This is a genomic window from Kribbella sp. CA-293567 (assembly GCF_027627575.1).
Taxonomy (GTDB): Bacteria; Actinomycetota; Actinomycetes; order Propionibacteriales; family Kribbellaceae; genus Kribbella.
Map to the genome: position 1 here is coordinate 1,887,456 of NZ_CP114065.1, position 24,027 is coordinate 1,911,482.

The 24,027-nt window shown below is 68.1% G+C and carries 21 protein-coding genes; 11 read left to right on the forward strand and 10 right to left on the reverse strand.

The features are described from left to right. Position 1 precedes the first annotated feature (1 nt). The 7 genes from OX958_RS09145 to OX958_RS09175 form a co-directional block, all read right to left on the reverse strand. A complete protein-coding gene (locus tag OX958_RS09145; protein ID WP_270136785.1) occupies positions 2 to 580 on the reverse strand; it encodes a TetR/AcrR family transcriptional regulator in 579 nt (192 codons plus the stop codon). A 36-nt stretch (positions 581 to 616) separates the two neighbouring features. Further along, positions 617 to 2,593 (reverse strand): ABC1 kinase family protein, encoded by a 1,977-nt coding sequence (locus OX958_RS09150; RefSeq protein WP_270136786.1) that lies wholly within the window; start codon positions 2,591 to 2,593, stop codon positions 617 to 619. A 148-nt stretch (positions 2,594 to 2,741) separates the two neighbouring features. Beyond that, positions 2,742 to 3,494, reverse strand: a complete 753-nt coding sequence (locus OX958_RS09155; protein ID WP_270136787.1) for a succinate dehydrogenase/fumarate reductase iron-sulfur subunit — start codon at positions 3,492 to 3,494, stop codon at positions 2,742 to 2,744. After that, entirely contained in the window at positions 3,491 to 5,374 is a 1,884-nt protein-coding gene (locus tag OX958_RS09160; protein ID WP_270136788.1) for a fumarate reductase/succinate dehydrogenase flavoprotein subunit, read from the reverse strand. Before OX958_RS09160 ends, OX958_RS09155 begins: the two co-directional genes overlap by 4 nt. Positions 5,375 to 5,408: 34 nt before the next feature. Next, on the reverse strand, positions 5,409 to 6,209 hold the full coding sequence (locus OX958_RS09165) for a hypothetical protein (RefSeq protein ID WP_270136789.1): 801 nt from the start codon (positions 6,207 to 6,209) through the stop codon (positions 5,409 to 5,411). Then, a complete protein-coding gene (locus OX958_RS09170; protein ID WP_270136790.1) occupies positions 6,209 to 6,502 on the reverse strand; it encodes a hypothetical protein in 294 nt (97 codons plus the stop codon). The genes OX958_RS09165 and OX958_RS09170 overlap by 1 nt, the downstream gene beginning before the upstream one ends. Positions 6,503 to 6,609: 107 nt before the next feature. Further along, positions 6,610 to 7,236 carry a hypothetical protein gene (locus OX958_RS09175; protein WP_270136791.1) on the reverse strand — a complete coding sequence of 209 codons (627 nt, stop codon included), beginning with the start codon at positions 7,234 to 7,236 and terminating at the stop codon, positions 6,610 to 6,612. Between the two features lie 63 nt (positions 7,237 to 7,299). Between OX958_RS09175 and OX958_RS09180 the strand changes: the two genes are divergently transcribed. The 6 genes from OX958_RS09180 to OX958_RS09205 all read left to right on the forward strand — a co-directional run bounded on the left by OX958_RS09180 (position 7,300) and on the right by OX958_RS09205 (position 13,909). Beyond that, entirely contained in the window at positions 7,300 to 7,683 is a 384-nt protein-coding gene (locus tag OX958_RS09180; RefSeq protein ID WP_270136793.1) for a (deoxy)nucleoside triphosphate pyrophosphohydrolase, read from the forward strand. Between the two features lie 186 nt (positions 7,684 to 7,869). After that, positions 7,870 to 8,859 carry an ABC transporter permease gene (locus tag OX958_RS09185; protein WP_270136795.1) on the forward strand — a complete coding sequence of 330 codons (990 nt, stop codon included), beginning with the start codon at positions 7,870 to 7,872 and terminating at the stop codon, positions 8,857 to 8,859. A 3-nt stretch (positions 8,860 to 8,862) separates the two neighbouring features. Next, positions 8,863 to 9,867: an ABC transporter permease gene (locus OX958_RS09190; protein ID WP_270136796.1), complete on the forward strand. Its 1,005-nt coding sequence runs from the start codon at positions 8,863 to 8,865 to the stop codon at positions 9,865 to 9,867. 16 nt (positions 9,868 to 9,883) lie between these two features. Continuing rightward, on the forward strand, positions 9,884 to 10,954 hold the full coding sequence (locus OX958_RS09195; protein ID WP_270136798.1) for an ABC transporter ATP-binding protein: 1,071 nt from the start codon (positions 9,884 to 9,886) through the stop codon (positions 10,952 to 10,954). A 28-nt stretch (positions 10,955 to 10,982) separates the two neighbouring features. Continuing rightward, on the forward strand, positions 10,983 to 12,020 hold the full coding sequence (locus OX958_RS09200; RefSeq protein WP_270136800.1) for an ABC transporter ATP-binding protein: 1,038 nt from the start codon (positions 10,983 to 10,985) through the stop codon (positions 12,018 to 12,020). A gap of 233 nt (positions 12,021 to 12,253) precedes the next feature. Next, a complete protein-coding gene (locus OX958_RS09205) occupies positions 12,254 to 13,909 on the forward strand; it encodes an ABC transporter substrate-binding protein (RefSeq protein WP_270136801.1) in 1,656 nt (551 codons plus the stop codon). A 72-nt stretch (positions 13,910 to 13,981) separates the two neighbouring features. Here OX958_RS09205 and OX958_RS09210 read toward each other — a convergent pair whose 3' ends face one another. Then, complete coding sequence (locus OX958_RS09210) at positions 13,982 to 16,342, reverse strand: helix-turn-helix domain-containing protein (RefSeq protein ID WP_270136803.1); 2,361 nt, start codon at positions 16,340 to 16,342, stop codon at positions 13,982 to 13,984. Positions 16,343 to 16,459: 117 nt separating this feature from the next. Here OX958_RS09210 and OX958_RS09215 point away from each other — a divergent pair, with 117 nt between their 5' ends. From OX958_RS09215 to OX958_RS09235, 5 genes are all read left to right on the forward strand, one after another. After that, complete coding sequence (locus tag OX958_RS09215; protein WP_270136804.1) at positions 16,460 to 16,756, forward strand: response regulator transcription factor; 297 nt, start codon at positions 16,460 to 16,462, stop codon at positions 16,754 to 16,756. 85 nt (positions 16,757 to 16,841) lie between these two features. After that, the gene (gene mshB, locus OX958_RS09220) at positions 16,842 to 17,753 is read left to right on the forward strand and encodes an N-acetyl-1-D-myo-inositol-2-amino-2-deoxy-alpha-D-glucopyranoside deacetylase (RefSeq protein WP_270136805.1); all 912 of its coding nucleotides are present in this window, start codon (positions 16,842 to 16,844) and stop codon (positions 17,751 to 17,753) included. Positions 17,754 to 17,810: 57 nt separating this feature from the next. Then, positions 17,811 to 20,186, forward strand: a complete 2,376-nt coding sequence (locus OX958_RS09225; RefSeq protein WP_270136806.1) for an XRE family transcriptional regulator — start codon at positions 17,811 to 17,813, stop codon at positions 20,184 to 20,186. 56 nt (positions 20,187 to 20,242) lie between these two features. Next, on the forward strand, positions 20,243 to 20,773 hold the full coding sequence (locus tag OX958_RS09230; RefSeq protein WP_270136808.1) for a flavin reductase family protein: 531 nt from the start codon (positions 20,243 to 20,245) through the stop codon (positions 20,771 to 20,773). 47 nt (positions 20,774 to 20,820) lie between these two features. Further along, positions 20,821 to 22,605 carry a VanW family protein gene (locus OX958_RS09235; protein ID WP_270136809.1) on the forward strand — a complete coding sequence of 595 codons (1,785 nt, stop codon included), beginning with the start codon at positions 20,821 to 20,823 and terminating at the stop codon, positions 22,603 to 22,605. A 44-nt stretch (positions 22,606 to 22,649) separates the two neighbouring features. Here the strand turns inward: OX958_RS09235 and OX958_RS09240 are convergent, their stop codons facing one another. Beyond that, positions 22,650 to 23,081: a type II toxin-antitoxin system PemK/MazF family toxin gene (locus tag OX958_RS09240; protein ID WP_270136810.1), complete on the reverse strand. Its 432-nt coding sequence runs from the start codon at positions 23,079 to 23,081 to the stop codon at positions 22,650 to 22,652. Positions 23,082 to 23,090: 9 nt separating this feature from the next. Continuing rightward, entirely contained in the window at positions 23,091 to 24,026 is a 936-nt protein-coding gene (locus OX958_RS09245) for a GNAT family N-acetyltransferase (protein ID WP_270136811.1), read from the reverse strand. Position 24,027 lies beyond the last annotated feature (1 nt).

The window sequence follows — 24,027 nt, forward strand, 5'->3', positions numbered from 1 at the left end:
GTCAGGTCCTCCTGGTGGCAAGGTCGACGAGCGTCGTGAACTCACGGGTCGCGGCGTCGAGGTCGAGCTCCGGGTCGAGGTCGAGCTGGCGGATCAGGCCGTCGCGGATCGAGAGGACGAAGACGGCCATCAGGTGCGGATCGAAGGCGCGCAGTACGCCGGAGTTCTGGCCCTGGCGCAGTACTGCGGCAAGCGCGGCCTGGTCGGAGCGGGCCAGGTCGACCGTGGCGAGGTCGTTCTTGATCCGGACCAGGGTGGAGGCGTGGTTGCGATGAGTGCGGAGGAAGTCGACGTTCGCCGCGATGAAGCCGCGCAGTACCGCGGTCGGCTCCTCCACGCCGTCGGTGCGGTCCAGGACGAACTCGGTGAAACGGGCCAGGATCTCGCGGCCGACCTCGTCGATCAGGTCCTGCTTGCCGGCGAAGTGGTAGGAGATCAGGCCGGTGCTGCTCAGCCCGGCCTGCTCGGCGATCACCTTGAAGGAGGCCTGGGCGACCCCGTCCCGGGCGATCACCTCGATCGCCGCGGCCACGATCTGCGCGCGCCTGACCTGTTCGGTCGGCGTCTTGTTTGCTCGCATGAGCAAATATTAGCTCAGGCAAGCAAGCCCGTTCGGTCAGTCGCGGGAGCGGCTGTCGGGGAGGCGGAAGATCAGCACCAGGACACGCAGTACGAGGACGGCGCAGATCACCAGCAGGTTGTAGGCGAAGAGCTGGTAGAGGCTGACGCTGCCGGTGACCTGGGGGCCGCCCGGCGTACCGAGCAGGAGGACCGCCATCAGCCCAGCGGTGGCGCCGAGGATCGCGAGCAGCGCCTGGTGGAGGAGACCGGTGATGTGGCGGCGGTCGCGTTCGTCGGCGAGCAGGCGGACGTTGATGCCGAGGCGTCCACTCTCCGCGGCGGCCGCGATCCGGTCGATCCGGCGCGGCAGTCTGCGGAGCATCGGCAACAGGGTGGCCAGTTCCTCGGTCGCCGTACGGCGGAGCGCGTCGGGGGCGAGCCGGTCGGTGACGTGGGCGGAGGCGAACTGGCGGGAGGCGGCGACCAGGTCGAAGGCGGGGAAGATGCGCGAGATCGTGCCCTCGACGGTGGCCAGCGCACGGAAGACCGCGGCCACCTCGGGCGGGACGCCGAGTTCGTGCGAGGTGATGATCCTGAACAGGTCGTTGAACATGGCGGGCCCGAGCTGGGCGCCGGCGCCGAGGTGGCGGGCCATGAACTGACCGACCGCGCGTTCCAGGCTCTGCTCGTCGATCACGTCCGGGCGGTGCACGATCTCCAGCAACGCGTCGGTCGCGGCGACCGGGTCACCGTGGTCGACGGCGAGCAGGAAGCGTTGCAGGGCCTCGCGGGTGGACGGGGCGAGCCGGCCGACCGAGCCGAGGTCGAGCATGCCGATCCTGCCGTCGGTCAGCAGCAGGAAGTTGCCCGGGTGCGGGTCGGCATGGAACACGCCGTCGATCGCGACCTGACCCAGCAGACACTCGAACAGCACCTTCGCCAGCCGGGCGGCGTCCAGACCGCGGTCCGCGATGGACTTGGCGGCGTTGCCCAGACCGATGCCGTCGAGGCGCTGCATGGTCAGCACGCGGCTGGTGGAGAGCTCCGGATACAGCGCCGGTACGACGACGTCGCGGTTGCCCAGCACGGACCGGCCGGCCGCGACGCTGGCCATGTTGCCGGCCTCGACGGTGAAGTCGAGCTCCTCGCGCATCGCGTCGGTGAACCCTTCGGCGAGGGACCGCACGCCCATCGACCGGCCCCAGTCGGTGTTCCGCTCGAGCAGGCGCGCGAGTCGCCGGACGATGTCGAGATCCCGGTCGACGACCGAGGCGATGCCGGGACGCTGCACCTTGACGACGACCGGTACGCCGTCGTGGGTGGCGGCGTACACCTGGGCGACGGAGGCGGCGGCGAGCGGTTCGGTGACGAAGTTCGTGAAGACCTGGTGCGGCGGAGCGCCGAGCTCTTCGGTGAGCACTGCTTCGACCTGCGGCCAGGGCGCGGGGGAGACCTGGTCCTGTAGGCGGCTGAGCTCCAGCGCGACGGCAGCCGGGATCACGTCGCTGCGGGTGGAGAGGACCTGGCCGAGCTTGACGAAGGTGACGCCGGCCTCGTCCAGCGCGAGCCGGAGAGAACGAGCGAGATCGGCCTGGCCGGCGGCGTTCTCGTGGCCGGGGCGGCGGCGACCGCGCAGGTACGGTCCGAGGCCGTGCTTGATGGCGATGCGGAGGATCTGCAGGTAGCGCCGGGTGCGCGCGACGCGGCCGCTGAGGTCGCGGCGCAGATCACGGGCCCTGGGCAACGATCCGGTGGGGACGAGAGCCTCGGCGAGGACGAGGAAGATCAAGCCGGTCAGGGTCGAACACAAGGTCGCCAGGCCGAGCAGCGCGATCGCGGCGCCGTTCGAACCGGTCCACGGCAACGGCCCGGCGAGCGCGGTCATCAACGGCGTGAACATGGCCAGCGTCAGCGCGGCACCCACCGCCATCCGCCCCAGCCCGAACCGCACCCCGAGCAACCGCTGCGAGATCGGCACGAACAACACCATGAACACACCGATATTGATCAGCCCGACCACCACGACGTCCATCCCGGCACCCTAGGCGCCGAGCCGGTTCGCCCGCCTCACCCACGCGGGGGATCCACCTCCCCCGCCGGAGCAAAGAGCAACAGACAGTGTGGGCAAGGGAAAAGCCGCCTCCGCTGGTTGGCGGAGGCGGCTTTCGGAGTACTGAGCGTCAGTTCGGGCGGCGGCGGATCTTGTTGCCGAGCCAGACGATCGGGTCGTACTTGCGGTCCGCGACGCGTTCCTTCATCGGGATGAGGGCGTTGTCGGTGATCTTGATGTGTTCGGGGCAGACCTCGGTGCAGCACTTGGTGATGTTGCAGAAGCCGAGGCCGTGGTCGTCCTGGGCCTGGTGCTGGCGGTCGGCCGCGTCCAGCGGGTGCATGTCCAGCTCGGCGATCCGCATCAGGAAACGCGGGCCCGAGAAGGACTCCTTGTTCTCCTCGTGGTCGCGGATCACGTGGCAGGTGTTCTGGCACAGGAAGCACTCGATGCACTTGCGGAACTCCTGCGAGCGCTCCACGTCGACCTGCTGCATCCGGTACTCACCGGGCTTCAGGTCGGCCGGCGGCGTGAACGCCTTGACCTCGCGGGCCTTGGTGTAGTTGTACGACACGTCGCAGACCAGGTCGCGGATCACCGGGAAGGTGCGCATCGGCGTGACCGTGACGACCTCGTCCTCTTCGAACGTGTTCATCCGGCACATGCACATCAGCTTCGGCTGACCGTTGATCTCGGCGCTGCAGGAGCCGCACTTGCCGGCCTTGCAGTTCCAGCGGACGGCCAGGTCGGGCGCCTGGGTGCCCTGCAGGCGGTGGATGACGTCGAGGACGACCTCGCCCTCGTTCACGTCGACCTCGTAGTCCTGGAGGTCACCGCCCTCGGCATCCCCGCGCCAGACCCGGAACTTGCCCTTGTAGGTCATACCGGCAGTTCCTCCTCGGTCAGGTACTTCGTCAGCTCGTCCCGTTCGAACAGCTCCAGCAGGTCCTCGCGCATCGGCACCTGGTCCTTGCGGACCACCAGCACGGTGCCGTCGCCGCCCTGCTCCTGCGAGCAGACCAGGAGCACCTTGCGCCAGTCGGCGTCCATCCCCGGGAAGTCGTCGCGAGTGTGTCCGCCGCGCGACTCCTGCCGCTCCAGCGCCGCCTTCGCGACGCACTCCGAGACGGTCAGCATGTTGCGCAGGTCGAGCGCGAGGTGCCAGCCGGGGTTGAACTGCCGGTGCCCCTCGACCGTCATCTTCGCGATCCGGCCACGGAACTCGGCCAGCTTCGACAGCGCCTGCTCCATCTCCTCGGCCTTGCGGATGATGCCGACCAGGTCGTTCATCGACTGCTGCAGTTCCTGGTGGATCGTGTACGGGTTCTCCCCGCCCTCGAGCTCGAACGGCGCCAGCGCGTCGGCGGCCGCCGCGGTGACGTCCTCCTCGGCGATCTTCGGCCGGTTCTCGCCGAGCGACTCGACGTACATCGCCGCGCCGCTGCCGGCCCGGCGCCCGAAGACCAGCAGGTCGGACAGCGAGTTGCCGCCCAGCCGGTTCGAGCCGTGCATGCCACCGGCCACCTCACCGGCCGCGAACAGACCCGGTACGACCGACGACGCGGTGTCGGGATCGACCTCGACGCCACCCATCACGTAGTGACAGGTCGGCCCGACCTCCATCGGCTCGGCCGTGATGTCGACGTCGGCCAGCTCCTTGAACTGGTGGTGCATCGACGGCAGCCGGCGCTTGATCTCCTCGGCCGGCAGCCGGGAGGAGACGTCCAGGAAGACGCCACCGTGCGGCGTACCGCGGCCGGCCTTGACCTCGGAGTTGATCGCCCGGGCGACCTCGTCGCGGGGGAGCAGTTCCGGGGGACGCCGGTTGTTGTCGGCGTCCTTGTACCAGCGGTCGGCCTCTTCCTCGGTCTCCGCGTACTGCGCCCGGAACACGTCCGGCACGTACTCGAACATGAACCGCTTGCCCTCGGAGTTCTTCAGCACCCCACCGTCACCACGGACCGACTCGGTGACCAGGATGCCCTTCACCGACGGCGGCCAGACCATGCCGGTCGGGTGGAACTGGATGAACTCCATGTTGATCAGCGTCGCGCCGGCCCGCATCGCGAGGGCGTGACCGTCACCGGTGTACTCCCACGAGTTCGAGGTGACCTTGAACGACTTGCCCACACCGCCGGTGGCCAGCACCACGGCCGGGGCGTCGAACAGGATGAACCGGCCGGACTCACGCCAGTACCCGAAGGCGCCGGAGATCGCGTCGCCGTCCTTGAACAGCTCGGTGACCGTGCACTCGGCGTAGACCTTGAGGTTCGCCTCGTAGTCGCCGGTGGCCGCGAAGTCCTCCTGCTGCAGCGAGACGATCTTCTGCTGCAGGGTGCGGATCAGCTCCAGCCCGGTGCGGTCGCCGACGTGCGCGAGCCGCGGGTAGGTGTGCCCGCCGAAGTTGCGCTGGCTGATCTTGCCGTCCGCAGTCCGGTCGAACAGCGCGCCGTACGTCTCCAGTTCCCAGACGCGGTCGGGGGCTTCCTGCGCGTGCAGTTCGGCCATCCGCCAGTTGTTCAGGAACTTCCCGCCGCGCATCGTGTCGCGGTAGTGGGTCTGCCAGTTGTCGTTGGAGTTCGCGTTGCCCATCGCCGCGGCGCAGCCGCCCTCGGCCATCACGGTGTGCGCCTTGCCGAACAACGACTTGCACACGATCGCGGTGCGCTTGCCTTGTTCACGGGCCTCGATCGCCGCCCGCAGGCCGGCGCCGCCGGCGCCGATCACGATGACGTCGTATTGGTGTCGTTCCAGCTCAGTCATAAGTCGTCAGACGTCCGTATCAGTTGAAACTGCATCAGTTGAAGAACCGCAGATCGGAGAACCAGCCGGCCGACAGCGACATGATGTACGCGTCGGTCAGGATCACGGTGAACAGCGAGATCATCGCGAAGGTGCCGTGCTTGGGGTTCAGCTTGGACACGAAGGTCCAGTACCGGTAGCGCAGCGGGTGCTTGGAGAAGTTCTTCAGCCGGCCGCCGACGATGTGCCGGCAGGCGTGACACGACAGCGTGTAGAGCCACAGGAAGACCAGGTTGATCCAGATGATCACGGTCCCCAGGCCGATCCCGAAGCCGCCGTCCTTGCCATGGAAGGCCAGTACCCCGTCGTAGACGTTGAGAACGCCGAAGACCAGCGCGCCGTAGAAGAAGTAGCGGTGCAGGTTCAGCGCGACCAGCGGGAACTTCCGCTCACCGGTGTACTTCTTGTGCGGCTCCGGCACGGCGCAGGCCGACGGCGCGAAGAACAGCGACCGGTACCCCGCCTTGCGGTAGTAGTAGCAGGTGCCGCGGAAGCCGGCCAGCACGGCGAAGGTGATGATGCTGAACGGGATCACCCGGGGGAAGTCACCGAACCAGGTGCCGAGGTGACTCGACCCCTCCACGCACGACGACGTGACGCACGGCGAGTACAGCGGGGTCAGGTAGTGGAAGTCGTCGACCCAGTACCACTGGTTCATGAAGATCCGGACCGTCGCGTAGACGACGAAGAAGCCCAGGATCACCCCGATCCGCAATGGCGCGAGCCACCAGCGATCGGTACGGAGAGTCTTCTGTTTGATCTGTGCGCGACCGGGTGCGCTCGTTCCGGACGCCATCAGGGAGCGCGCCGGTCGGGTGCGCCGAAGCCTTCGTGCTCCGCGCCGGTCCACATGGACGCGTCGTATTCCACGTCGGGGATCTCCTCGAGTTCCTCCGGAACAGGTCCGGGTCTGTGATGCGGGTCGGGCGGGCCGAGCTCGGCCAGATCGTCGCTCAGCCGGGCCACGTCCGACACCAGCCGGCGTACGCCGAGGGTGTCACCGTACTCCTGGCTGAGCTTTCCGACGCTGCCATGAAGCGCTTCGAGAGCGCGTTGCACCGCTGCCACGGTGCTGTTGCCGTCACCCATGCCGACTCCAGTGATGGATTTGTCGCTGTAAGTATGGGCACACTTTGCCCTCGCTCGGCGCACAACGGAAGACCTCTCGGTACGGCGTGTTTCTACTTAGGTTCACCTCAGTTGCCGATGGCGGTCGGGTGGAGTAAAGGGGCGAAACCGGCCTTCAGCACAAGGAGATTCGCCGGCGGTGTCAGCACTTCGACCTCGCGTACGCCGGCCGGTCGCACCGGTGTGGCGTATCCCTCCCACGTCCAGCCGAGCACCTTCCCGGCCAGCACGAGCGCCGGCCGGCCGGCGTGACGGATCATCGCGCCGTCCGGAAGCTCGGCCGGATCCGCCCTCGTCGTGCGCTGCCGGCGAGTCCTCGGCTCGACCCGTTCGAGATGGAGCTGGGCGTCCATCTCGTTCGCTCGAGGCCGCTCGGGCAGACCGCGTGCGGCGGCCCACGCACCGGCGTACCGGAGGAAGTCGTGACGGCGGCAGTAGGCGCACGGGCGGTGTCCGGCGGCCAGTGCCACCGCCTCGTCGTAGAAGAACAGTGCGGTCCAGCGTCCAAGTGGCATCGGTTCCCTCTGGGCGCCCTTCCAATCAAGAACGCAACAGATCCAGGCCTTCGATCGCCAGCGCGTGGTGCCGAGCGTGCGGTCCGGCCGGTGCAGGCTGCCGCGATTGCCCATCAGCAGGCCGCGGCCGGCCTCGGCCACGATCTCCTGCGTCGGCAGCACTCTGTTCTGTAGCGGCACGTCACCATCCTGACGGCGGCCACCGACACTTCCGGAGTCCGGGCACTTCTAGAGTTCAGCTCCATGAGCAACCAGCAGATCGTCGTCGGGGTCGCCGTGATCCGCGCGGGCCGGGTGCTGGCGGCGCTGCGCCCCGGACCGGACGGCGGCTGGGAGTTTCCCGGTGGCAAGGTCGAGGCGGGGGAGACCGACGAGCAGGCCGCCGTACGCGAGTTGCGGGAGGAGCTGGGACTCGAGATCGAGCCCGGCCGCTCCCTCGGCCTCGACCAGCCGATCAACGACAAATACGTACTGCGTGTTTACACCGCGTCACTCCTCACCGGTGAGCCGGTACTGCGGGAGCACGGCGCGATCCGCTGGGTGGGAGCCGGTGAGCTGGCAGAACTCGACTGGCTGCCGGCCGACCGGCCCTTCCTGCCCTTATTACGTGAGGTTTTCAGTGCGTAAATCGATCCGTCACGATTCCGTGACATCGGTGCCAGCCCAGTGGCGTCCACACTGCGAGATCCGTAGGGTTCCCGGCAACTCGACCGTCGGAGCCCGACGGTGCGACAAGGGGAAGGGTAGGCAACAGCGATGACGCTGGGGGTTTCCGAAGACCTGTCTCCAGAAGGCGGTCTTCCGGCAGATGGTTTGGCCGAGACGTCCGAGGCCAAACAGATCGAGGGCCGGTCCCTGGGGCAGATCGCCTGGGCCCGGCTGAAGAAGGACAAGATCGCGGTCATCAGCGCGATCGTGATCCTGCTGATCATCGTGGTGGCGGTCTTCGCGCCGCTGATCGTCAAGCTGAACGGCTTCCCGCCGGACCAGTTCAACAAGCTCAACGAGGACGGCGGGCCGCTGCTGAACACGCGTGACGGCGGCATCCCGATCGGTGGCCTGTGGGGCAGTGGCACCAGCGCCGAGCACTGGCTCGGCGTCGAGCCGCAGAACGGCCGCGACGTGTTCTCCCGGCTGATCTACGGCACCCGGGTCTCGCTGCTGGTCGCCCTCGGTGGCACCCTGATCGCGATCGTCATCGGCACCGTGGTCGGCATGGTCGCCGGTTACTTCGGTGGCTGGGTCGACACCCTGCTCAGCCGGCTGATGGACATCATGCTGAGCTTCCCGTCGCTGCTGTTCATCATGGCCCTGACGCCGGTGGTCGCCGACCGCGGTCAGGATCTGCTGGGCATCCCCGACGACAACAGACTCCGGCTCGGCGTGCTGATGTTCGTGCTCGGCTTCTTCGGCTGGGCGTACCTGGCCCGGATCGTTCGCGGCCAGACGCTGTCCCTGCGGGAGCGGGAGTTCGTCGAAGCGGCCAGGTCGCTCGGCGCCGGACCGGCGTACGTGATCTTCAAGCAGATCCTGCCGAACCTGATCCCGACGCTGCTCGTCTACACGACGCTGCTGATCCCGGGCAACATCACCGCGGAGGCCGCGCTGTCCTTCCTCGGTGTCGGCATCAAGGAGCCGACCGCCTCCTGGGGCCGGATGATCTCCGACGCGTCGAACTGGATCGAGAGCAACCCGCTCTACCTGTTCTTCCCGGGCCTCGCGCTGTTCATCACCGTTCTGGCGTTCAACCTGCTCGGTGACTCCGTGCGTGACGCCCTCGACCCCCGTGCCGGGAGGAGCTGACCCATGGGCCGCTATCTGATCCGCCGGCTGCTGCAGACCCTCGTCATCCTCTGGGTGATCAGCGCCATCACGTTCTTCCTGTTCTGGATCACGCCGGCCAACCCCGCGCTGCTGATCTGTGGCAAGAACTGCAACACCGAGACGATCGCGACGGTGAACGCGACGTACGGGTTCGACGACCCGCTGGTCGTCCAGTACGGCACGTACATGAAGGGGCTGATCAGCCCCTCCGGCCGGGAGATCGGCTCCGAGGGCAACGAGCGCAACTGCGACTGGCCGTGCTTCGGTGAGTCCTACCAGAACGGCATCCCGGTCTGGGACTCGATCTCCGACGCCTTCCCGGCGACCTTCTGGCTGGCCGCCGGCGCCGCGATCATCTGGCTGATCTTCGGCGTGATGCTCGGTCTGCTGGCGGCACTGCGCAAGGGCAAGGCCCTGGACAAGTTGAGTGTCGGGTTGGCGTTGTTCGGGGTCTCGTTCCCGACCATCGTGTTCGGCTACCTGCTCTTGTTCCTGTTCATCGTCAAGCTGCAGTGGATCCCGTTCCCGGACACGGCCAACGCGGCCCTGTTCACCGTCGGCCCACTGAAGTGGCTGCAGTTCTACATCCTGCCGTGGATCACGCTGGCGCTGGTCTACGCGGCGCTCTACACCCGGATCACCCGGGCCAACATGATCGACACGATGAACGAGGACTACATCCGGACCGCGCGGGCCAAGGGGCTGGGTGAGGGCACGGTGATCTTCAAGCACGGACTGCGCTCCGCGCTGACCCCGATCGTGACGATCTTCGGTCTCGACCTCGGCAGCCTGCTCGGCGGCGCGGTGATCACCGAACAGATCTTCAGCATCACCGGTCTGGGCAAGTTCTCGATCGACTCGGTACTGGGCAACGACCTGCCCGCCATCATGGGCGTCGTCCTGTTCGCCGCGATCTTCGTCGTCGTGGCCAACGTGATCGTCGACATCCTGTATGCCGTCATCGACCCGCGCGTGCGGTTGTCCTGACCCGACGAGGAGACAAGTGACCGAGTCTGTGACAACCACAGCAAGTGCGGACCGTGGTACCGGTAAGCCGTTCCTGGAACTGAAGGACCTGCAGGTGCACTTCCCGACCGACGACGGTCTGGTGAAGGCCGTGAACGGTCTGAGTTTCAGCCTGGAACGGGGCAAGACCCTCGGCATCGTGGGCGAGTCGGGCTCCGGCAAGAGTGTGTCGAGCCTGGCGATCATGGGCCTGCACAAGGGCAGCCGGGCCCAGGTGAGCGGTGAGATCTGGCTGGACGGCGCCGAACTGGTGTCGATGTCCGTGCCGGAGATGCGCCGGCTGCGCGGCCAGCAGGTGGCGATGATCTTCCAGGACCCGCTGTCGGCGATGCACCCGTTCTACCGGGTCGGCGACCAGCTGGTCGAGGCGTACCGGGTGCACAACCAGGTGACCAAGGCGGTGGCGAAGAAGCGCGCGATCGACCTGCTCGACCGGGTCGGCATCCCGTCGCCGGACAAGCGGTTCTTCGACTACCCGCACCAGTTCTCCGGCGGAATGCGGCAGCGCGCGATGATCGCGATGGCGTTGATGTGCGACCCGCAGCTGCTGATCGCCGACGAGCCGACCACCGCCCTGGACGTCACCGTCCAGGCGCAGATCCTCGACCTGATGCAGGACCTGCAGAAGGAGTTCAACTCCGCGATCGTGATCATCACCCACGACCTCGGCGTGGTGGCCCAGATGGCGCAGGACGTGGTGGTCATGTACGGCGGCCGGGTGGTCGAGTCCGGCCCGGTCCGCGACATCTTCTACCGGCCCGAGATGCCCTACACCTGGGGTCTGCTCGGTTCGATCCCGCGGGTGAACCGCGGCGGCGACCACCGGCTGAAGTCGATCCGGGGAACTCCGCCGTCGCTGATCAACCTGCCGAAGGGGTGCCCGTTCCAGCCGCGCTGCGACTACCAGCAGTACGTCGAGGGTCACTCCTGCACCGGCGAGGTACCCGAGCTGCTGCAGGTCGGGGTGGAGGAGCACCGGGTGCGCTGCCACATCGAGAGTGCCAAGCGGCGCGAGATCTTCACCGAGCAGATCAAGCCGGCCCTGTGATGCGGAACCGCAAGAACGAGGAGCGATCGTGAGTACGTCGACGTCGGCCGAGCAGGTCGTCAGCGCCGGGCAGGGGGAGCCGCTGCTCGAGGTCAAGGGACTGCAGCGCTACTTCCCGGTGACCCGGGGAATCGTGTTCCAGAAGCAGACCGGCGCGGTCAAGGCGGTCGACGGGATCGACCTGACCATCCACTCCGGCGAGACTCTCGGCGTGGTCGGCGAGTCGGGCTGTGGCAAGACCACCACGGGCCGGCTGGTGACCAGGCTGGACGAGCCGACCGGTGGCACCATCCGGTTCGAGGGCAACGACATCAGTCATCTCAGCCGGCAGCGGATGCGTCCGTACCGGCGGGAGATCCAGATGATCTTCCAGGACCCGTTCTCGTCGCTGAACCCGCGGCAGACGATCGGCACCATCATCGCGGCGCCGTTCGAGATCCAGAAGGTGGACAGCGACGGCGGTACGAAGAAGGCCGTCCAGGCGCTGATGGAGCGGGTCGGGCTGAACCCCGAGCACTACAACCGGTACCCGCACGAGTTCTCGGGTGGTCAGCGGCAGCGGATCGGCGTCGCCCGGGCGCTCGCGCTGCGGCCGAAGCTGATCGTCTGCGACGAGCCGGTCTCGGCCCTCGACGTCTCGATCCAGGCCCAGATCGTGAACCTGCTGGAGGACCTGCAGGACGAGTTCAACCTCGCCTACATGTTTATCGCCCACGACCTGTCGGTGATCCGGCACATCTCCGACCGGGTCGCGGTGATGTACCTCGGCAAGGTGGTCGAGATCGCAGACCGTGACGAGTTGTACAACCATGCCCGGCACCCCTACACGCACGCGCTGTTGTCGGCGGTCCCCGAAGCGGACCCGGACGCGCTGGCGCACCGTGAGCGGATCCGGCTCACCGGTGACGTGCCGAGCCCCCTGAATCCACCGTCGGGTTGCCGATTCCGGACCCGGTGCTGGAAAGCGGAAGACATCTGCGCCGAGCAGGAGCCACCGTTGGTGCAGATCGGAGCCCCGGGCCACCAGGCGGCCTGCCACTTCCCGGAGGAGCGCGACGTGATCTGAAAACTACACAGAGTAGCTGAAAGATCTATCGATGGCATTGAACCAATCACGATCTGGTCACCGAGCGGAATGCTCGTTGCGCCACCTGTGAATCCGTGAGTTGATGACCGCGAATTGACGTCAAGTGACCTACCGGCCGCCGCGACCCGGCGTGGAACGTCATGACAAGGAAGGAACTACTGGCTATGAAGTACGCCAAACGAGTAGGACAGGTAGTTGCCGTGGGAGTCTCCGTGACTCTGCTGGCAACGGCTTGCGGGGGCGGCAGCGATGATGCCGGCACGCAGACTACCGAAGGCACGGCCGGGGCCACGGGGGGCACCGTCACCGTTTACCACGTCAACGATGTAGAGCACCTCGACCCGGGACGTAACTTCGTCACCGACTCCGGCGCGATCGGCAAGCTGATCACCCGGACGCTGACCGACTACCGCTACGACGCCAAGGCGAAGAAGACCGTCCTGGAGAACGACCTGGCGGCCAGCTACGAGAACTCGCCCGACTTCAAGACCTGGACCTTCAAGCTGAAGGACGGGATCAAGTACGAGGACGGCACGCCGATCGTCGCCGCCGACATCAAGTACGGCGCCGAGCGTTCGTTCGCCGCGGACATGGCCGAGGGTGCGCCGTACGCGAAGAACTACCTGGACTGCCCGGGCTACAAGGGCCCGTACGTCGGTGGCAACAACGGCGGCAAGGGCTGCACCGCGATCGAGGTGCCGGACGAGAAGACCATCGTCTTCAAGCTGAACCAGCCGGTCACCACCTTCGAGGGTGCGGCCAGCATGAAGATCTGGTCGCCGGTGCCGAAGGCCAAGGACACCAAGACCGCGTACGACAACCGTCCGTTCGCCTCGGGCCCGTACAAGATCGAGAGCTACACCCGCAAGAAGCAGCTCGTGCTGGTCCGCAACGACCAGTGGGACGCGAAGACGGACCCGCTGCGGACCGCCAAGCCGGACAAGTTCATCTTCAAGTTCGGTGACGCCGAGGCGACCGTCGACCAGCGTCTGTTCGCCGACGGTGCCGCCGACAAGAGCTCGGTCAGCTTCGCCGGTGTGCAGCCGGAGAACATCGCCAAGACCAACCAGGCGAACGTCAAGGACCGCGTCGTCGAGTCCACCGACGTCTGCCGTCGCTACATCGCCTTCAACCAGCAGAAGCCGCTGCTGAAGAACCAGAAGCTGCGCGAGGCGCTGTACTACGGTCTCGACCGGACCAGCTACCGCGACGCGCGTGGTGGCGAGCGACTGGCCGCGGTGATCGACTCGATCATTCCGCAGGACCTGGACGGCTACAAGCCGGAGGAGCACTTCAAGGCTCCGCCGGAGGGCGACCCCGCCAAGGCGAAGGCCGCGCTGGCCGAGTCCGGCTACAAGGGCGAGAAGCTCGTCCTGGGTTCGGCCGACTCGGGTCTGGCCGTCAAGGCGGCCGAGGCCGCTCAGGCGTCCTGGAAGGCTGTCGGCATCAACGTCGACATCCGCAAGATCCCGGGCGACAACTACTACTCGACCCAGCAGCAGGACGCCTCGGCGACCGACCTGATCACCGCGGGCTGGTGCCAGGACTGGGCGTCGCTGGCCACCATCGTGCCGCCGGTGCTCGGCCCGGACACCACCGCGCCGAACAAGGCCGCGCAGAACAACTACGGCCGCAGCCAGGACGGCTGGGACAAGATGGCCGAGCTGAACAAGGAGACCGACAAGGCCAAGCTCGTCACCGGCCTGTCCGACCTCTACACCGAGGTCATGAAGACGGCGCCGTTGGTGCCGGTCGTTCAGGACCTCAACGTGTACGTCGTCGGCTCGAACATCGACAACGCGGTGGCCGACCCGAACGCGGGTGGTCTGCCGGACCTCACCCAGATCGCGCTGAAGAAGGCGAACTGAGCCAGGTAGCACTTTCACCGTAGTCAGGTGACAGGAGGGGCGGTTTCCTTCGGGAAACCGCCCCTTCGCAGGTCAGGTAGACCGTAGAAGCTGTTCCAGGGCAGCCGCGCCGTGGGCGTTGTGCTGCTGGTGGATCGACAGGGCGATCCGCCACTCGCGCCGGGCTTCCGGTAGGTGCCCCTGGGCCCGGTGGACCTCGCCCAGGCTCTTGCGGATGTCGGCCTCGACCAGCCAGTCGCCGTGCTGGCCCGCGATCGCAAGGCCCTCGCTCTGGGCGGCGATGGCCTCGGCGTACCGGCCCTCGGCCATCCGGAGGCGGCCCAGCTCGTTCAGTACTTCGGCCTGCGGGATCGACGCCCCGGCAGTGCGGTACAGCGCCAGACTCTCGTGCAGCGCCTCGCCGGCCACCTCGAACTGGCCGACCTCCCGGTAGGCGACTCCCACGTTCTGAGCGATCATCCCGCGGTACTTCTCCAGGCCGGGCTCCACCAGGATCTCCATCGCTTCGGCGAACAGCCGCTGGGCGGACTGGGGCATCCCGGTCTTCAGGTAGAGCATGCCGAGCGCCAGGCAGGCCCAGGCGGCCCGGGGTGGGATGCCCAGACGGAGGCCGATCTCGCGGGCGCGTTCGGCGTACGGGATGCCGTCGGTGGTGCGACCCGTGCGCTCCAGCACGTGGCTGAGGCTGCTCAAGCAGAGCGCCTGTAGGTTGCCGTCGCCAGAGGCTTCAGCGACGTCCACTGCTCGACGCAGCGGGTCTACTGCCAGCTCGTACTGCCCAAGCTCGGCGTGCGCCGCGCCGAGGTCGTGCAGGACGAGTCCTTCGGCGATGCGGTCGGGGCCGCCACTCACCAGACGGAGAATGGCCTCGTTGGCTTGCAGCCACTCCAGCCACGCCCGGCGAAGGGTGTAGTAGGCGTTGAGTCCGATGGCCAGCTGTACTGCGAGGCTCGGCTGGTCCACGGCGGCCTGCTGCACGGCACCGACCAGGGTGGTCCGCTCGGTGTCCAGCCAGGCGAGGACGTCTTCCTGGCTGGTGAGGTCGTCCGCTCCGTCGAGCCATTCCTTGTCGAGCCAGCCTTCGCGAGTCACCCCATGGCCGGCGTACTCGCTGGCCTTCCAGACGACAGCTGTCACTCGCTTGATCCAGCGGGTGGTGGCCGCGGCCTTGTCCTCGGCCGTCAGCATCTGCTCTGCCAGCTCCCGCGCCGCCACCCGTACGAGGTCGTGCAGCCTGTACAGCCCAGGGCTGGGCGTCGCCAGCAAGTGAACGTCGACCAGCCGCTCCAATACGACGACCGCCTCTGGCTCGGGACTGTTCGACAGTGCCGCGGCCAGTGCCGAGCTGAGATCCACAGAGTCGGACAGCCCGAGCAGCGCGAACATCGTGACGGCCTGTACGTCGACAGGGTCGTCGCTGCCGGCCAACTGCTCGATCGACAGCACCAAGGTCGCCCGTACGCCGGAGTCGTCCAGCTGTAGTTCGTCCAGCCTGCGACGACCATCAGCCAACCGCTCGGCCAGGTGAGCCACTGGCCAGGTCGGGCGTGAAGCCAGCCGAGCACCTGCCATCCGGATGGCCAGCGGAAGGCCACCGCACTGCCGCACTACCTCCGCGCACTCGTCTTCCGGGGCGTCCGGGCGCTCGGAGATGCGGCGGAGCATCTCGATCGACTCCTCCAGTGGCGGCTCGCCCAGCGGGAACTGTCGCCCAGCCAGCCCGGCCATGGTCCGCCGGCTCGTCACGACGACAGCGCAGTTGCCGGAGCCTGGCAGGAGCGGCCGGATCTGGTCCTTGTCGGAGGCGTTGTCGAGCAGCAGCACCAGACGTCGCCCGGCGAGCGCCGTACGGAACCTGGCGGTGGCTGAGGTGAGGTCTGCGGGAGGAGTCTCGCCCAGGTCTTCCAGCAGGTACGTCAGGGCGTCCAGTGGCTCCAGTGGGGGGCCGATACCGAAGCCGCGCAGATCCAGGTAGAGCTGGCCGTCCGGGAAGTGCTCCGCGACCTGGTGGGCAGTGTGGATGGCCAAGGTGGTCTTGCCGATGCCGCCCATGCCGGTAATCACCGTCACGCTGACACCTTTGGCGGTGGTCAGGTGCTGGGTCAGCAGGTCCATCTCCTTGACCCGGCCGGTGAAGTCGCCACTGGCGAACGGCAGTTGGCGTGGGGACGCCGGCAGCGCGGGCTTGGTCTTGGCCTTGTCGGTCCGGCCTCGGCGAGACGCCGCTGCGGCCAGTGCGGCCGTCTGGTCGGCGTCCAGGTGGAGCGCCTCGGCCAGGGCTTCGACCGTGCTGAGCTGCGGGTAGCGCCGAGTGCCTCGCTCCAGCGTGCTGATCGCCTGCACGCTCACCCCGGACCCTGCCGACAGTTCGTCCTGGGTCAGGCCGGCGGCGGTCCGATGGCGGCGGAGCAGTGCCGCGAACTGCGATTCCATCGCCAACACCTCCCCGAACGCCACTTTTGTATGGGTGAACTGTATGGGTTGTACCTGGTGACCCGGTCTGGACCAGTCGAGAATTGGACCTGCACGACGACTGGGGAGGAGATGTGCATGTCGGTTTACCAGGCTGTTCCTGCGGTGCGACGCGAGGACTTCGCACCGGAGGTCGTCTGTGAGGTCTACGAGCTGGGATCGCGGCGCGAGACGCCGGTCGCGGCCAAGGAGCTCACCAGCCGTCAGGTCACCATCGGCCGGCTGATGGCCACCGGGGCGAAGGACGCCGCCATCGCGCGGCAGCTCGGACTGTCGCTGCGGACCGTCCGGGCCGAGATCAGCGCGCTGATCGCCGGGCTCGGCGCCCGGTCGCGGTTCCAGGCCGGCTGCCTGCTGGTCCGCCGGTTCGGCTGAGGCCCGGCGGACGCTGCACCGGGGGGCTCCCGGCGCCGGAAAAGGCGCCGGGAATCTGTCGGGGGTGCCACGTAGGGTTGACTCCATGACCGAGCTTCCCGACCGCCGCTTGCTGCTGGTCCACGCGCACCCCGACGACGAAACGATCAACAACGGCGCGACGATGGCGCGCTATGTCGCCGAGGGGGCCCAGGTCACCCTGGTCACCTGCACCCTCGGCGAGGAGGGCGAGGTGCTGGTCTCGGAGCTGGAGCACCTGGCCAGCGACCGGACCGACGAGCTCGGCAAGCACCGGATCGGTGAGCTGGCCGCCGCGATGGACGAACTGGGCGTCACCGACCACCGGTTCCTCGGCGGTCCGGGCAAGTACCGCGACACCGGGATGGTCTACAACGAGGAAGGCAACGCCGCCGTCCCGCCGCAGACCCGGCCGGACAGCTTCTGGGACGCCGACCTGCTGGCCGCGGCCAACGACCTGATCCCGGTGATCCGGGAGATCCGTCCGCAGGTCCTGGTCACCTACGACGAGTTCGGCAACTACGGTCACCCCGACCACATCAAGGCCCACCGCGTCGCCACCTACGCCGCCGCCCTGGCCGCGGCGCCGTCGTACCGGCCGGAGCTGGGTGCGGCCTGGGAGATCGCGAAGGTCTACTGGCCGGCGATCGCGGAGTCGATGATGCGGGAGAGCCTGCGCCGGCTCCGCGAGTCCGGTGACACCACCACCTTCGAGGGGATGGACCCCGACGGCCCGATGCCGCCGATGATCACCCCGGACGCCCAGATCGACTGCGTCATCTCGGCCGAGGGCTACCTCGACCGCAAGATGAACGCGATGAAGGCCCACGCCACCCAGATCACCGTCGACGGCCCGTTCTTCGCCCTGTCGAACAACAACGGCCTGGAGATCTGGGGCAGCGAGGCCTACCGCCTGGTCAAGGGCACCGCCGCCCCCGGTCCCGACGGCCTGGAGTCCGACCTGTTCGCCGGCCTGTAACCCGAGCGGCGTCCCGATGCGGCGACCGTCCGCCCGGCGCAGGCCGGCCGGTGTTCGATGACCGGCCCCGGGCTGGGCGGTCTGCTGCGCGCGCATCGACTGGCGGCGAGACTGACCCAGGAGAAGCTGGCTGCCCTGGCCGACCTGAGCGTCGAGGCAGTGCGCGCGCTCGAGGCCGGGCGTCGCAGACATCCGCGGCGCAGCACGCTCGAGCAGTTGGCGGCTGCGCTGGGGATCTCCGCGGCAGAGCGGTCGCGACTCGAGCAAGCGGCCGCTCGACCGCCCGCAGCCGGCCCGCTGCAGCAGTTCCCGCCCGACATCGCGGACTTCACCGGGCGGAGTGACCAGTTGGCCGAGCTGGCTGGTCTGCTGACGGCGGCGGCACGTGCCGACGGCATCAGTGTCGTCGTCTCGGCCATCGCCGGGATGGGCGGAGTCGGCAAGACGGCTCTTGCTGTCCGAGCCGGCTACAAGTGCGCCGAGGCATTCCCGGACGGCGTCCTCTACCTGAACCTCCACGGAAGCGGAGCCGGTACGCCGCTGCCGCCGCTGGAGGCGCTGCACCGGTTGCTACGTGGTCTGGGGGCGCCGGGAGACGAGGTGCCGGACGACGTGGCGATAGCTGCCGCTCGCTACCGCTCGGTCCTGGCCGGCCGCCGAGTCCTGATCCTGTTCGACGACGCCGCCGACGTGGACCAGGTGAAGGATCTCCTGCCCGGTACTGCGGGCTCGACGGCCGTCGTGACGAGTCGGCACGGGCTCTACGGGCTGCCCGGCGTCCGGCATCTCGAACTGGCCGTGCTCCCTGACCAGGATGCGCTGGAGTTGCTGGCAGCGGTGGTCGGCTCAGAACGTGTGCAGGCTGAGCGTGAGTCAGCACTGGAGATCGTTCACCGGTGCGGAGGTCTTCCGCTGGCGCTACGGATCGCGGGGACCTATCTGTCCGGCCATCCGGACTGCACGCTGGCTCAGCTCAGCGGACTGCTGGCCGACGAGTCCGCCCGGCTGGACGTGCTCGGCGGCTCCGACGTCGGCGTACGGGCGACGCTGTCGCTGTCCGTCGCGGCGCTGGCGGCAGCTGAGCGACCGGTCGATCGTGCCGCCGCTGCTACCTTCCCGGCGCTGGCGATGCTGGGCAGCGACGACTTCTCCCTGCGAGTCGCCGCGAAGGCGCTGCAACTCGGCATCGACGAAGCCGAGTCGCTGCTCGAACGACTCGTCGACGTGCACCTGCTCGAGACCCCGCTCCCCGGCCGGTACCGGATGCACGATCTCATCTGCGCTGTCGGGCAAGCCGACGCCAAGGCGCAGCTGTCCCCGGACGAGCTGGCAGCGATCGAGCAGCGCGTACTGGAGTGCTACCTGGCGATGCTGGCCAGGGTCGCCGACCTGACCCGGCCACGCGCCTTCATCGCAGGCTGGGTCGACCCGGCCTGGTCGGTGGACGCTCAGGACCAGACCGACGCCGAGGCGCTGCTCGACTGGCTCGACGCCGAGCGGCCCGCCCTGCTCAACGCCGTACGCCGGGCCGCGCGCGGGTCGGCGTACGAGCGACTGCTGGCGGTTCGGGTCGCGATCACCGCCAACAGGTTCGTTCTTCCCCGGCAGCGCTGGGGCGAGTGGCGTGACCTCAACCTGGCCGTGGTCGACATCGTCGGTGAGCTGGCCGATCCGCGAGCCGAGGGGATGGTCCGGGTCGACCTGGCCAACGCACTGTCGGAGCTGGACGACTACGCCCGCGCGGTGCCGCACCATCGACGGGCCCTGGAGCTGACTTCGCTGATCGGAGATCCGGAGTTCGAGTCGATCTGCCTGATCAACCTCAGTCATGCGCTGGAGCGGTCGGGGCAGCTGACCGAGGGTGCCGCCGTGGGCCGGCGCGCGCTCGAGCTGGCCCGGCGCAACGGCGACACCGAACGGGTCTCGACGGCATACCTGATGATCGGGAAGGTGGCCGGCCGGCAGGGCGACCGGGAGGGGCAACGAGAGGCCTTTGCTCAGGCAACCGAGCTGCTGCGGGGGATCGACGAGCCGCGGATGCTGGAGATCCGGCTGGTCATGGTCGGTCAGTCACTGGCCGAGAGCGGCCAGTTCGAGCAGGCGCTCGGACCCTTGCGGGAGAGTCTGGCGCTGTCCAGGGCCAGCTCCGACGAGATGGCGGTCGCCGACGCACTGGAGTCGCTAAGCGTCGCCTGGCACGGCCTCGGTCAGTACGACGAGGCGCTGGCCTGCCAGGCGGAGGCGCTGGAGATCTCGCTGGCCCAGCAGCTCTGGTACCGCGAGGCCAGCGTCCGCACCCGGCGAGGGCAGACGCTGGCGGAGCTGGGCCGGGCCGCCGAAGCCCGGGAAGAGTGGCGGCAGGCGCTCGGTGTCTACGAGCGGCACGGCGCCGCGGCAGCCGATCAGGTTCGGGTGTTGCTGGAGCGTTCGTGAGCGGGACCACACGCAGGGTTGAGGCGTCAACCTTCGTAGGGTCTTAGGCTGCTGGAGTGACGGAACCCGGCGGCAGCATCGACTCCGGCCAGTTCCGTACGGCGTTGAGGCGGTTCGCGTCGGGGATCACGATCGTCAGCACCCTGCAGGGTGGGATCGCGCACGCGATGACCGCGAACGCGTTCACCTCGGTCTCGCTGGATCCGCCGCTGGTGCTGGTGTGCGTGGATCACAAGGTGCGGATGCACGACGCCGTACTGGACTGCGGGTTCTGGGCCGTCTCGGTGCTGGCGGACGGTCATCGGGAGCTCGCCGAGCGGTTCGCCAGGTCGGGGCGGGACCTGTACGGGCAGTTCGACGGGGTGGTCACCCAGGCCGGTCCGAAGACGGGCTGTCCGGTGATCGGGGGAGCGCTGTCGTGGCTGGAGTGCCGCACCTGGGCCACCTATCCGGGCGGGGACCACACGATCGTCGTCGGCGAGGTGTTGAGCCTGGGTACCGGCGAGCCGGATGACCCCGCCGCGCTGATCTACTACTCAGGCCAGTACCGGGCACTCGGGGGCAGCGGACCCGGCCCGGTCCTGTAGTCTGTGCCGTTGCTGTTACAAGGTTACGAGCAGGAGGACTCTGTCCGGTGGGGAGAAAACGGCTCGCGGGGATCATTGCCGCGGCGGGGTTCGGGGTGCTCGTGATCGTCTACGGTCTGGCGTTCGCGCTGACCGGCGACAAGGTCCCCGGGGACACGACGGTGCTGGGCATCCCGCTCGGCGGTCTGTCCGAGGACGAGGCGAAAGCCAAGGTTCAGGCCGGGCTGAAGGATCGCCTGGTGCTGCCGATCAAGGTCAAGGCCGGCCCGACGACGTACCAGGTGAAGCCCGCTGAGGCGGGGCTGACCCTCGACGTCGACGCGACGGTCGCCGAGGCGGGCGCGGGGCGCAGCCTCAACCCGGCCCGGATCCTGCGGGCGATGACCGGCGGCGACGCGATCGAGCCGGTGATCGCCAAGGACGAGGCCAAGCTCAAGGCGGCGATCGACAAGCTCGCCACCCAGGTGAACCGGCCGGCCACCGAGGGCACCATCACCTTCGTCAAGGCCAAGGCGGTCAAGCAGCCGTCGGCCGACGGCCTGCAACTGGACAACGCCAAGGCCACCGAAACGGTGGTCTCCGGGTTCCCGTCGGACGGCAACCCGAAGGACCTCCAGGTCAGCGTGACCAAGCCGAAGGCCGGGTCCGAGGCCATCGACAAGGCCATGACCGAGTACGCCGAGCCCGCCATGTCCGGCCCGATCCGGTTGACCGTCGGCGACAAGAGCGCGGACCTGCAGCCCGAGGAGCTCGCTCCGGCGCTGACCCTGGTCGCGAAGGACGGCGGGATCACGCCGTCGCTGAACGCCAAGCTGCTCGAGCCGTTGTTCGCCGAGCGGTTCAAGAAGCTCGAGACGCTGCCGAAGGACGCCACCGTCCAGATCGTGGCCGGCAAGCCGAAGGTGATCCCGGCCGTCGACGGCATGGTCGTCGCCCGCGACAAGGTGGTGCCGGCCATCCTCGCGCTGCTGCCGAAGCCGTCGGGTCAGCGGACCGCCGCGGTCGGCCTGGCGCACACCAAGGCCGCCGTCACCACCGAGGCGGCCGCGGCGCTGGGGATCAAAGAGGTGATGGGACAGTCCACCACCAAGTTCCCGCACGCCACCTACCGCAACGTGAACATCGGCACCGCCGCGCGCAAGATCAACGGCACGCTGCTGAAGCCGAACGAGGTGTTCAGCCTGAACAAGATCGTCGGCGAGCGGACCAAGGCCAACGGGTTCACCGAGGGCAACATCATCAACGGCGGCAAGTTCGTGCTGGATCTCGGCGGCGGTGTCTCGCAGTCGGCCACCACCACCTTCAACGCGGCCTTCTTCGCCGGTCTGAAGGACGTCGAGCACAAGGCCCACAGCGTCTACATCGACCGCTACCCGGTCGGTCGCGAGGCGACCGTGGCCTGGCCGTCGGTCGACCTGAAGTTCCTCAACGACTCCGGCAACGGAGTGCTGGTGGAGACCATCTTCGTCGCCTCGAAGCCGGGCAGTTCGGGCAGCCTGACGGTGAAGATCTGGGGCACCAAGGTCTGGGACATCACCGCCGGCCAGTCGGCGAAGACGAACTTCCGCACTCCCGGTCTGGTCTACAACACCGAGCCGGGCTGCCGCCCGCAGGCGCCGACCACCGGCTTCGACATCAAGATCTACCGGTACTTCGCGAAGAACGGCACCCGGGTCAAGACCGAGTCGTTCACCACGAACTACAACGCGGCCGACACCATCCGCTGTGGCCCCAAGCCGGGCACCACGCCGCCGCCGTCGGCGGAGACTCCGCCGCCGCCCGGCGCGACGAAGCCGACGACAGCGGTCGCCAGCACCCCGCCGCCGAACTGAAGCACTGATCGAGGGCCGGCCCCGTCACCGGGGGCGGCCCTTTGTCATGCCCGGTGCAGGGCGTGCAGGCTGGCCGCTACCTGGCCGAAGATCTGCTCGCCGATCACAGCGCCTTCCCTGCGGACGGCGGCCGGGTCGATCCGCAGTACGCGATCTACCCGGACCTCGCTGTTGCGGCCGTCCCTGTCCCACGGGCCGTTGCCGATGTCGAGCCAGACCCGGCCCCAGCGGGCTTCGTCGGCCGCGTCCCGGTCGTGGTCCTTGCTGGTCAGGATGAGAGCCAGCAGTGACGGCCCATCCGAGCCGACGACCAGCACCGGCCGGTCCTTGCCGCGGGAGTGGTCCTCCTCGAACGGCACCCAAGTCCAGACGACCTCGCCCGGATCGGCGACCCCGTCGTCAGGATGCGGCGTGTACTCGACCTGCACCGTGCCCTTGTAGTCGCCGATGTACGGCGGTCGCTCCAGCTCAGTCATGCTCCGACCCTACCGACTGCCCACGGTGAGATAGCGGTAACGATAGGCAAGGGCGTAGCCGAGGTTCTCGTACGCCGTCAGAGCCGCCACATTGGACGAGACGACCTCCAGATAGGTCCGGCGGCCTCCCAACTGCCCAGACCAGCGTGCAAGGCCCTGCACGAGTGCTGTGGCGAGCCCACGCCTCCGGTACGCCGGGTCGACCCTGACCGCGTCCACACCCAGCCAGTGACCGGTCATGACGCCGCGGGCGACCGCAACGACCTTGCCGTCCAGCTCCACCGCGGCGAAAGCCGTCTTGGGGGCGCCCTCCATCACAGCGGGAGCCGCAGGCGGCGGCGTGCCCTCGAAAGCTGTCTCGTACCAAGCGGCGTCCGGCTTGTCGCTCAAGCTCACGTCGTACGCCGGTGCGGCGTTCACCAGGTCGAGTGTCGTGTGGAGAACGAACGTGTCGGCCTCCTCCGGCCGGGCGTCCACCCAACCGAGCTGCTCGAACTCCTGGGCCACCGGACTCTCCAGCCGGACCAATGCGAGCGGGGGGAGACCTCGCTCGGTGTAGAACGTCTCTGCGAGCTTCAGCGCCTCTGAAACGGGCATCTCGGGGTCACCGGCGGGCAGCAGGGAGTTGGCCCGTCCTGTCCAGCCACCAGAGGCCCGCAGCAGCCACTGGCCGGCATACACGGTCTCTGCGGCCGGGCGGCCCAGGGCGGTGGTCAGGAAGAGTTGCTCGACGTCCACTGGCCGCAGCGGCATCGGTGGGATCCGTTTGGCTGCTGAGACGTCCCCCAGACGGACCTCGTACGGCGTACTGTCGGAGTGCCGGACCACCAGCGAGTTCTCGTCGTACGACTGCAACACCCCGATCACATCGGTCAGTTGGCCGCCCGGAAGCCGGTGGCGGACCACGACACGGTGGCCGATATCACGGGCACTGAGGCCTGACACG

Coding starts and splice junctions, on each gene's coding strand:
- OX958_RS09150 (WP_270136786.1), bottom strand. CDS start 2,593: ATGGACGTCGTGGTGGTCGGGCTGATCAATATCGGTGTGTTCATGGTG.
- OX958_RS09155 (WP_270136787.1), bottom strand. CDS start 3,494: ATGACCTACAAGGGCAAGTTCCGGGTCTGGCGCGGGGATGCCGAGGGC.
- OX958_RS09180 (WP_270136793.1), top strand. CDS start 7,300: ATGAGCAACCAGCAGATCGTCGTCGGGGTCGCCGTGATCCGCGCGGGC.
- OX958_RS09145 (WP_270136785.1), bottom strand. CDS start 580: ATGCGAGCAAACAAGACGCCGACCGAACAGGTCAGGCGCGCGCAGATC.
- OX958_RS09215 (WP_270136804.1), top strand. CDS start 16,460: ATGTCGGTTTACCAGGCTGTTCCTGCGGTGCGACGCGAGGACTTCGCA.
- OX958_RS09170 (WP_270136790.1), bottom strand. CDS start 6,502: ATGGGTGACGGCAACAGCACCGTGGCAGCGGTGCAACGCGCTCTCGAA.
- mshB (WP_270136805.1), top strand. CDS start 16,842: ATGACCGAGCTTCCCGACCGCCGCTTGCTGCTGGTCCACGCGCACCCC.
- OX958_RS09160 (WP_270136788.1), bottom strand. CDS start 5,374: ATGACTGAGCTGGAACGACACCAATACGACGTCATCGTGATCGGCGCC.
- OX958_RS09225 (WP_270136806.1), top strand. CDS start 17,811: ATGACCGGCCCCGGGCTGGGCGGTCTGCTGCGCGCGCATCGACTGGCG.
- OX958_RS09210 (WP_270136803.1), bottom strand. CDS start 16,342: ATGGAATCGCAGTTCGCGGCACTGCTCCGCCGCCATCGGACCGCCGCC.
- OX958_RS09190 (WP_270136796.1), top strand. CDS start 8,863: ATGGGCCGCTATCTGATCCGCCGGCTGCTGCAGACCCTCGTCATCCTC.
- OX958_RS09240 (WP_270136810.1), bottom strand. CDS start 23,081: ATGACTGAGCTGGAGCGACCGCCGTACATCGGCGACTACAAGGGCACG.
- OX958_RS09165 (WP_270136789.1), bottom strand. CDS start 6,209: ATGGCGTCCGGAACGAGCGCACCCGGTCGCGCACAGATCAAACAGAAG.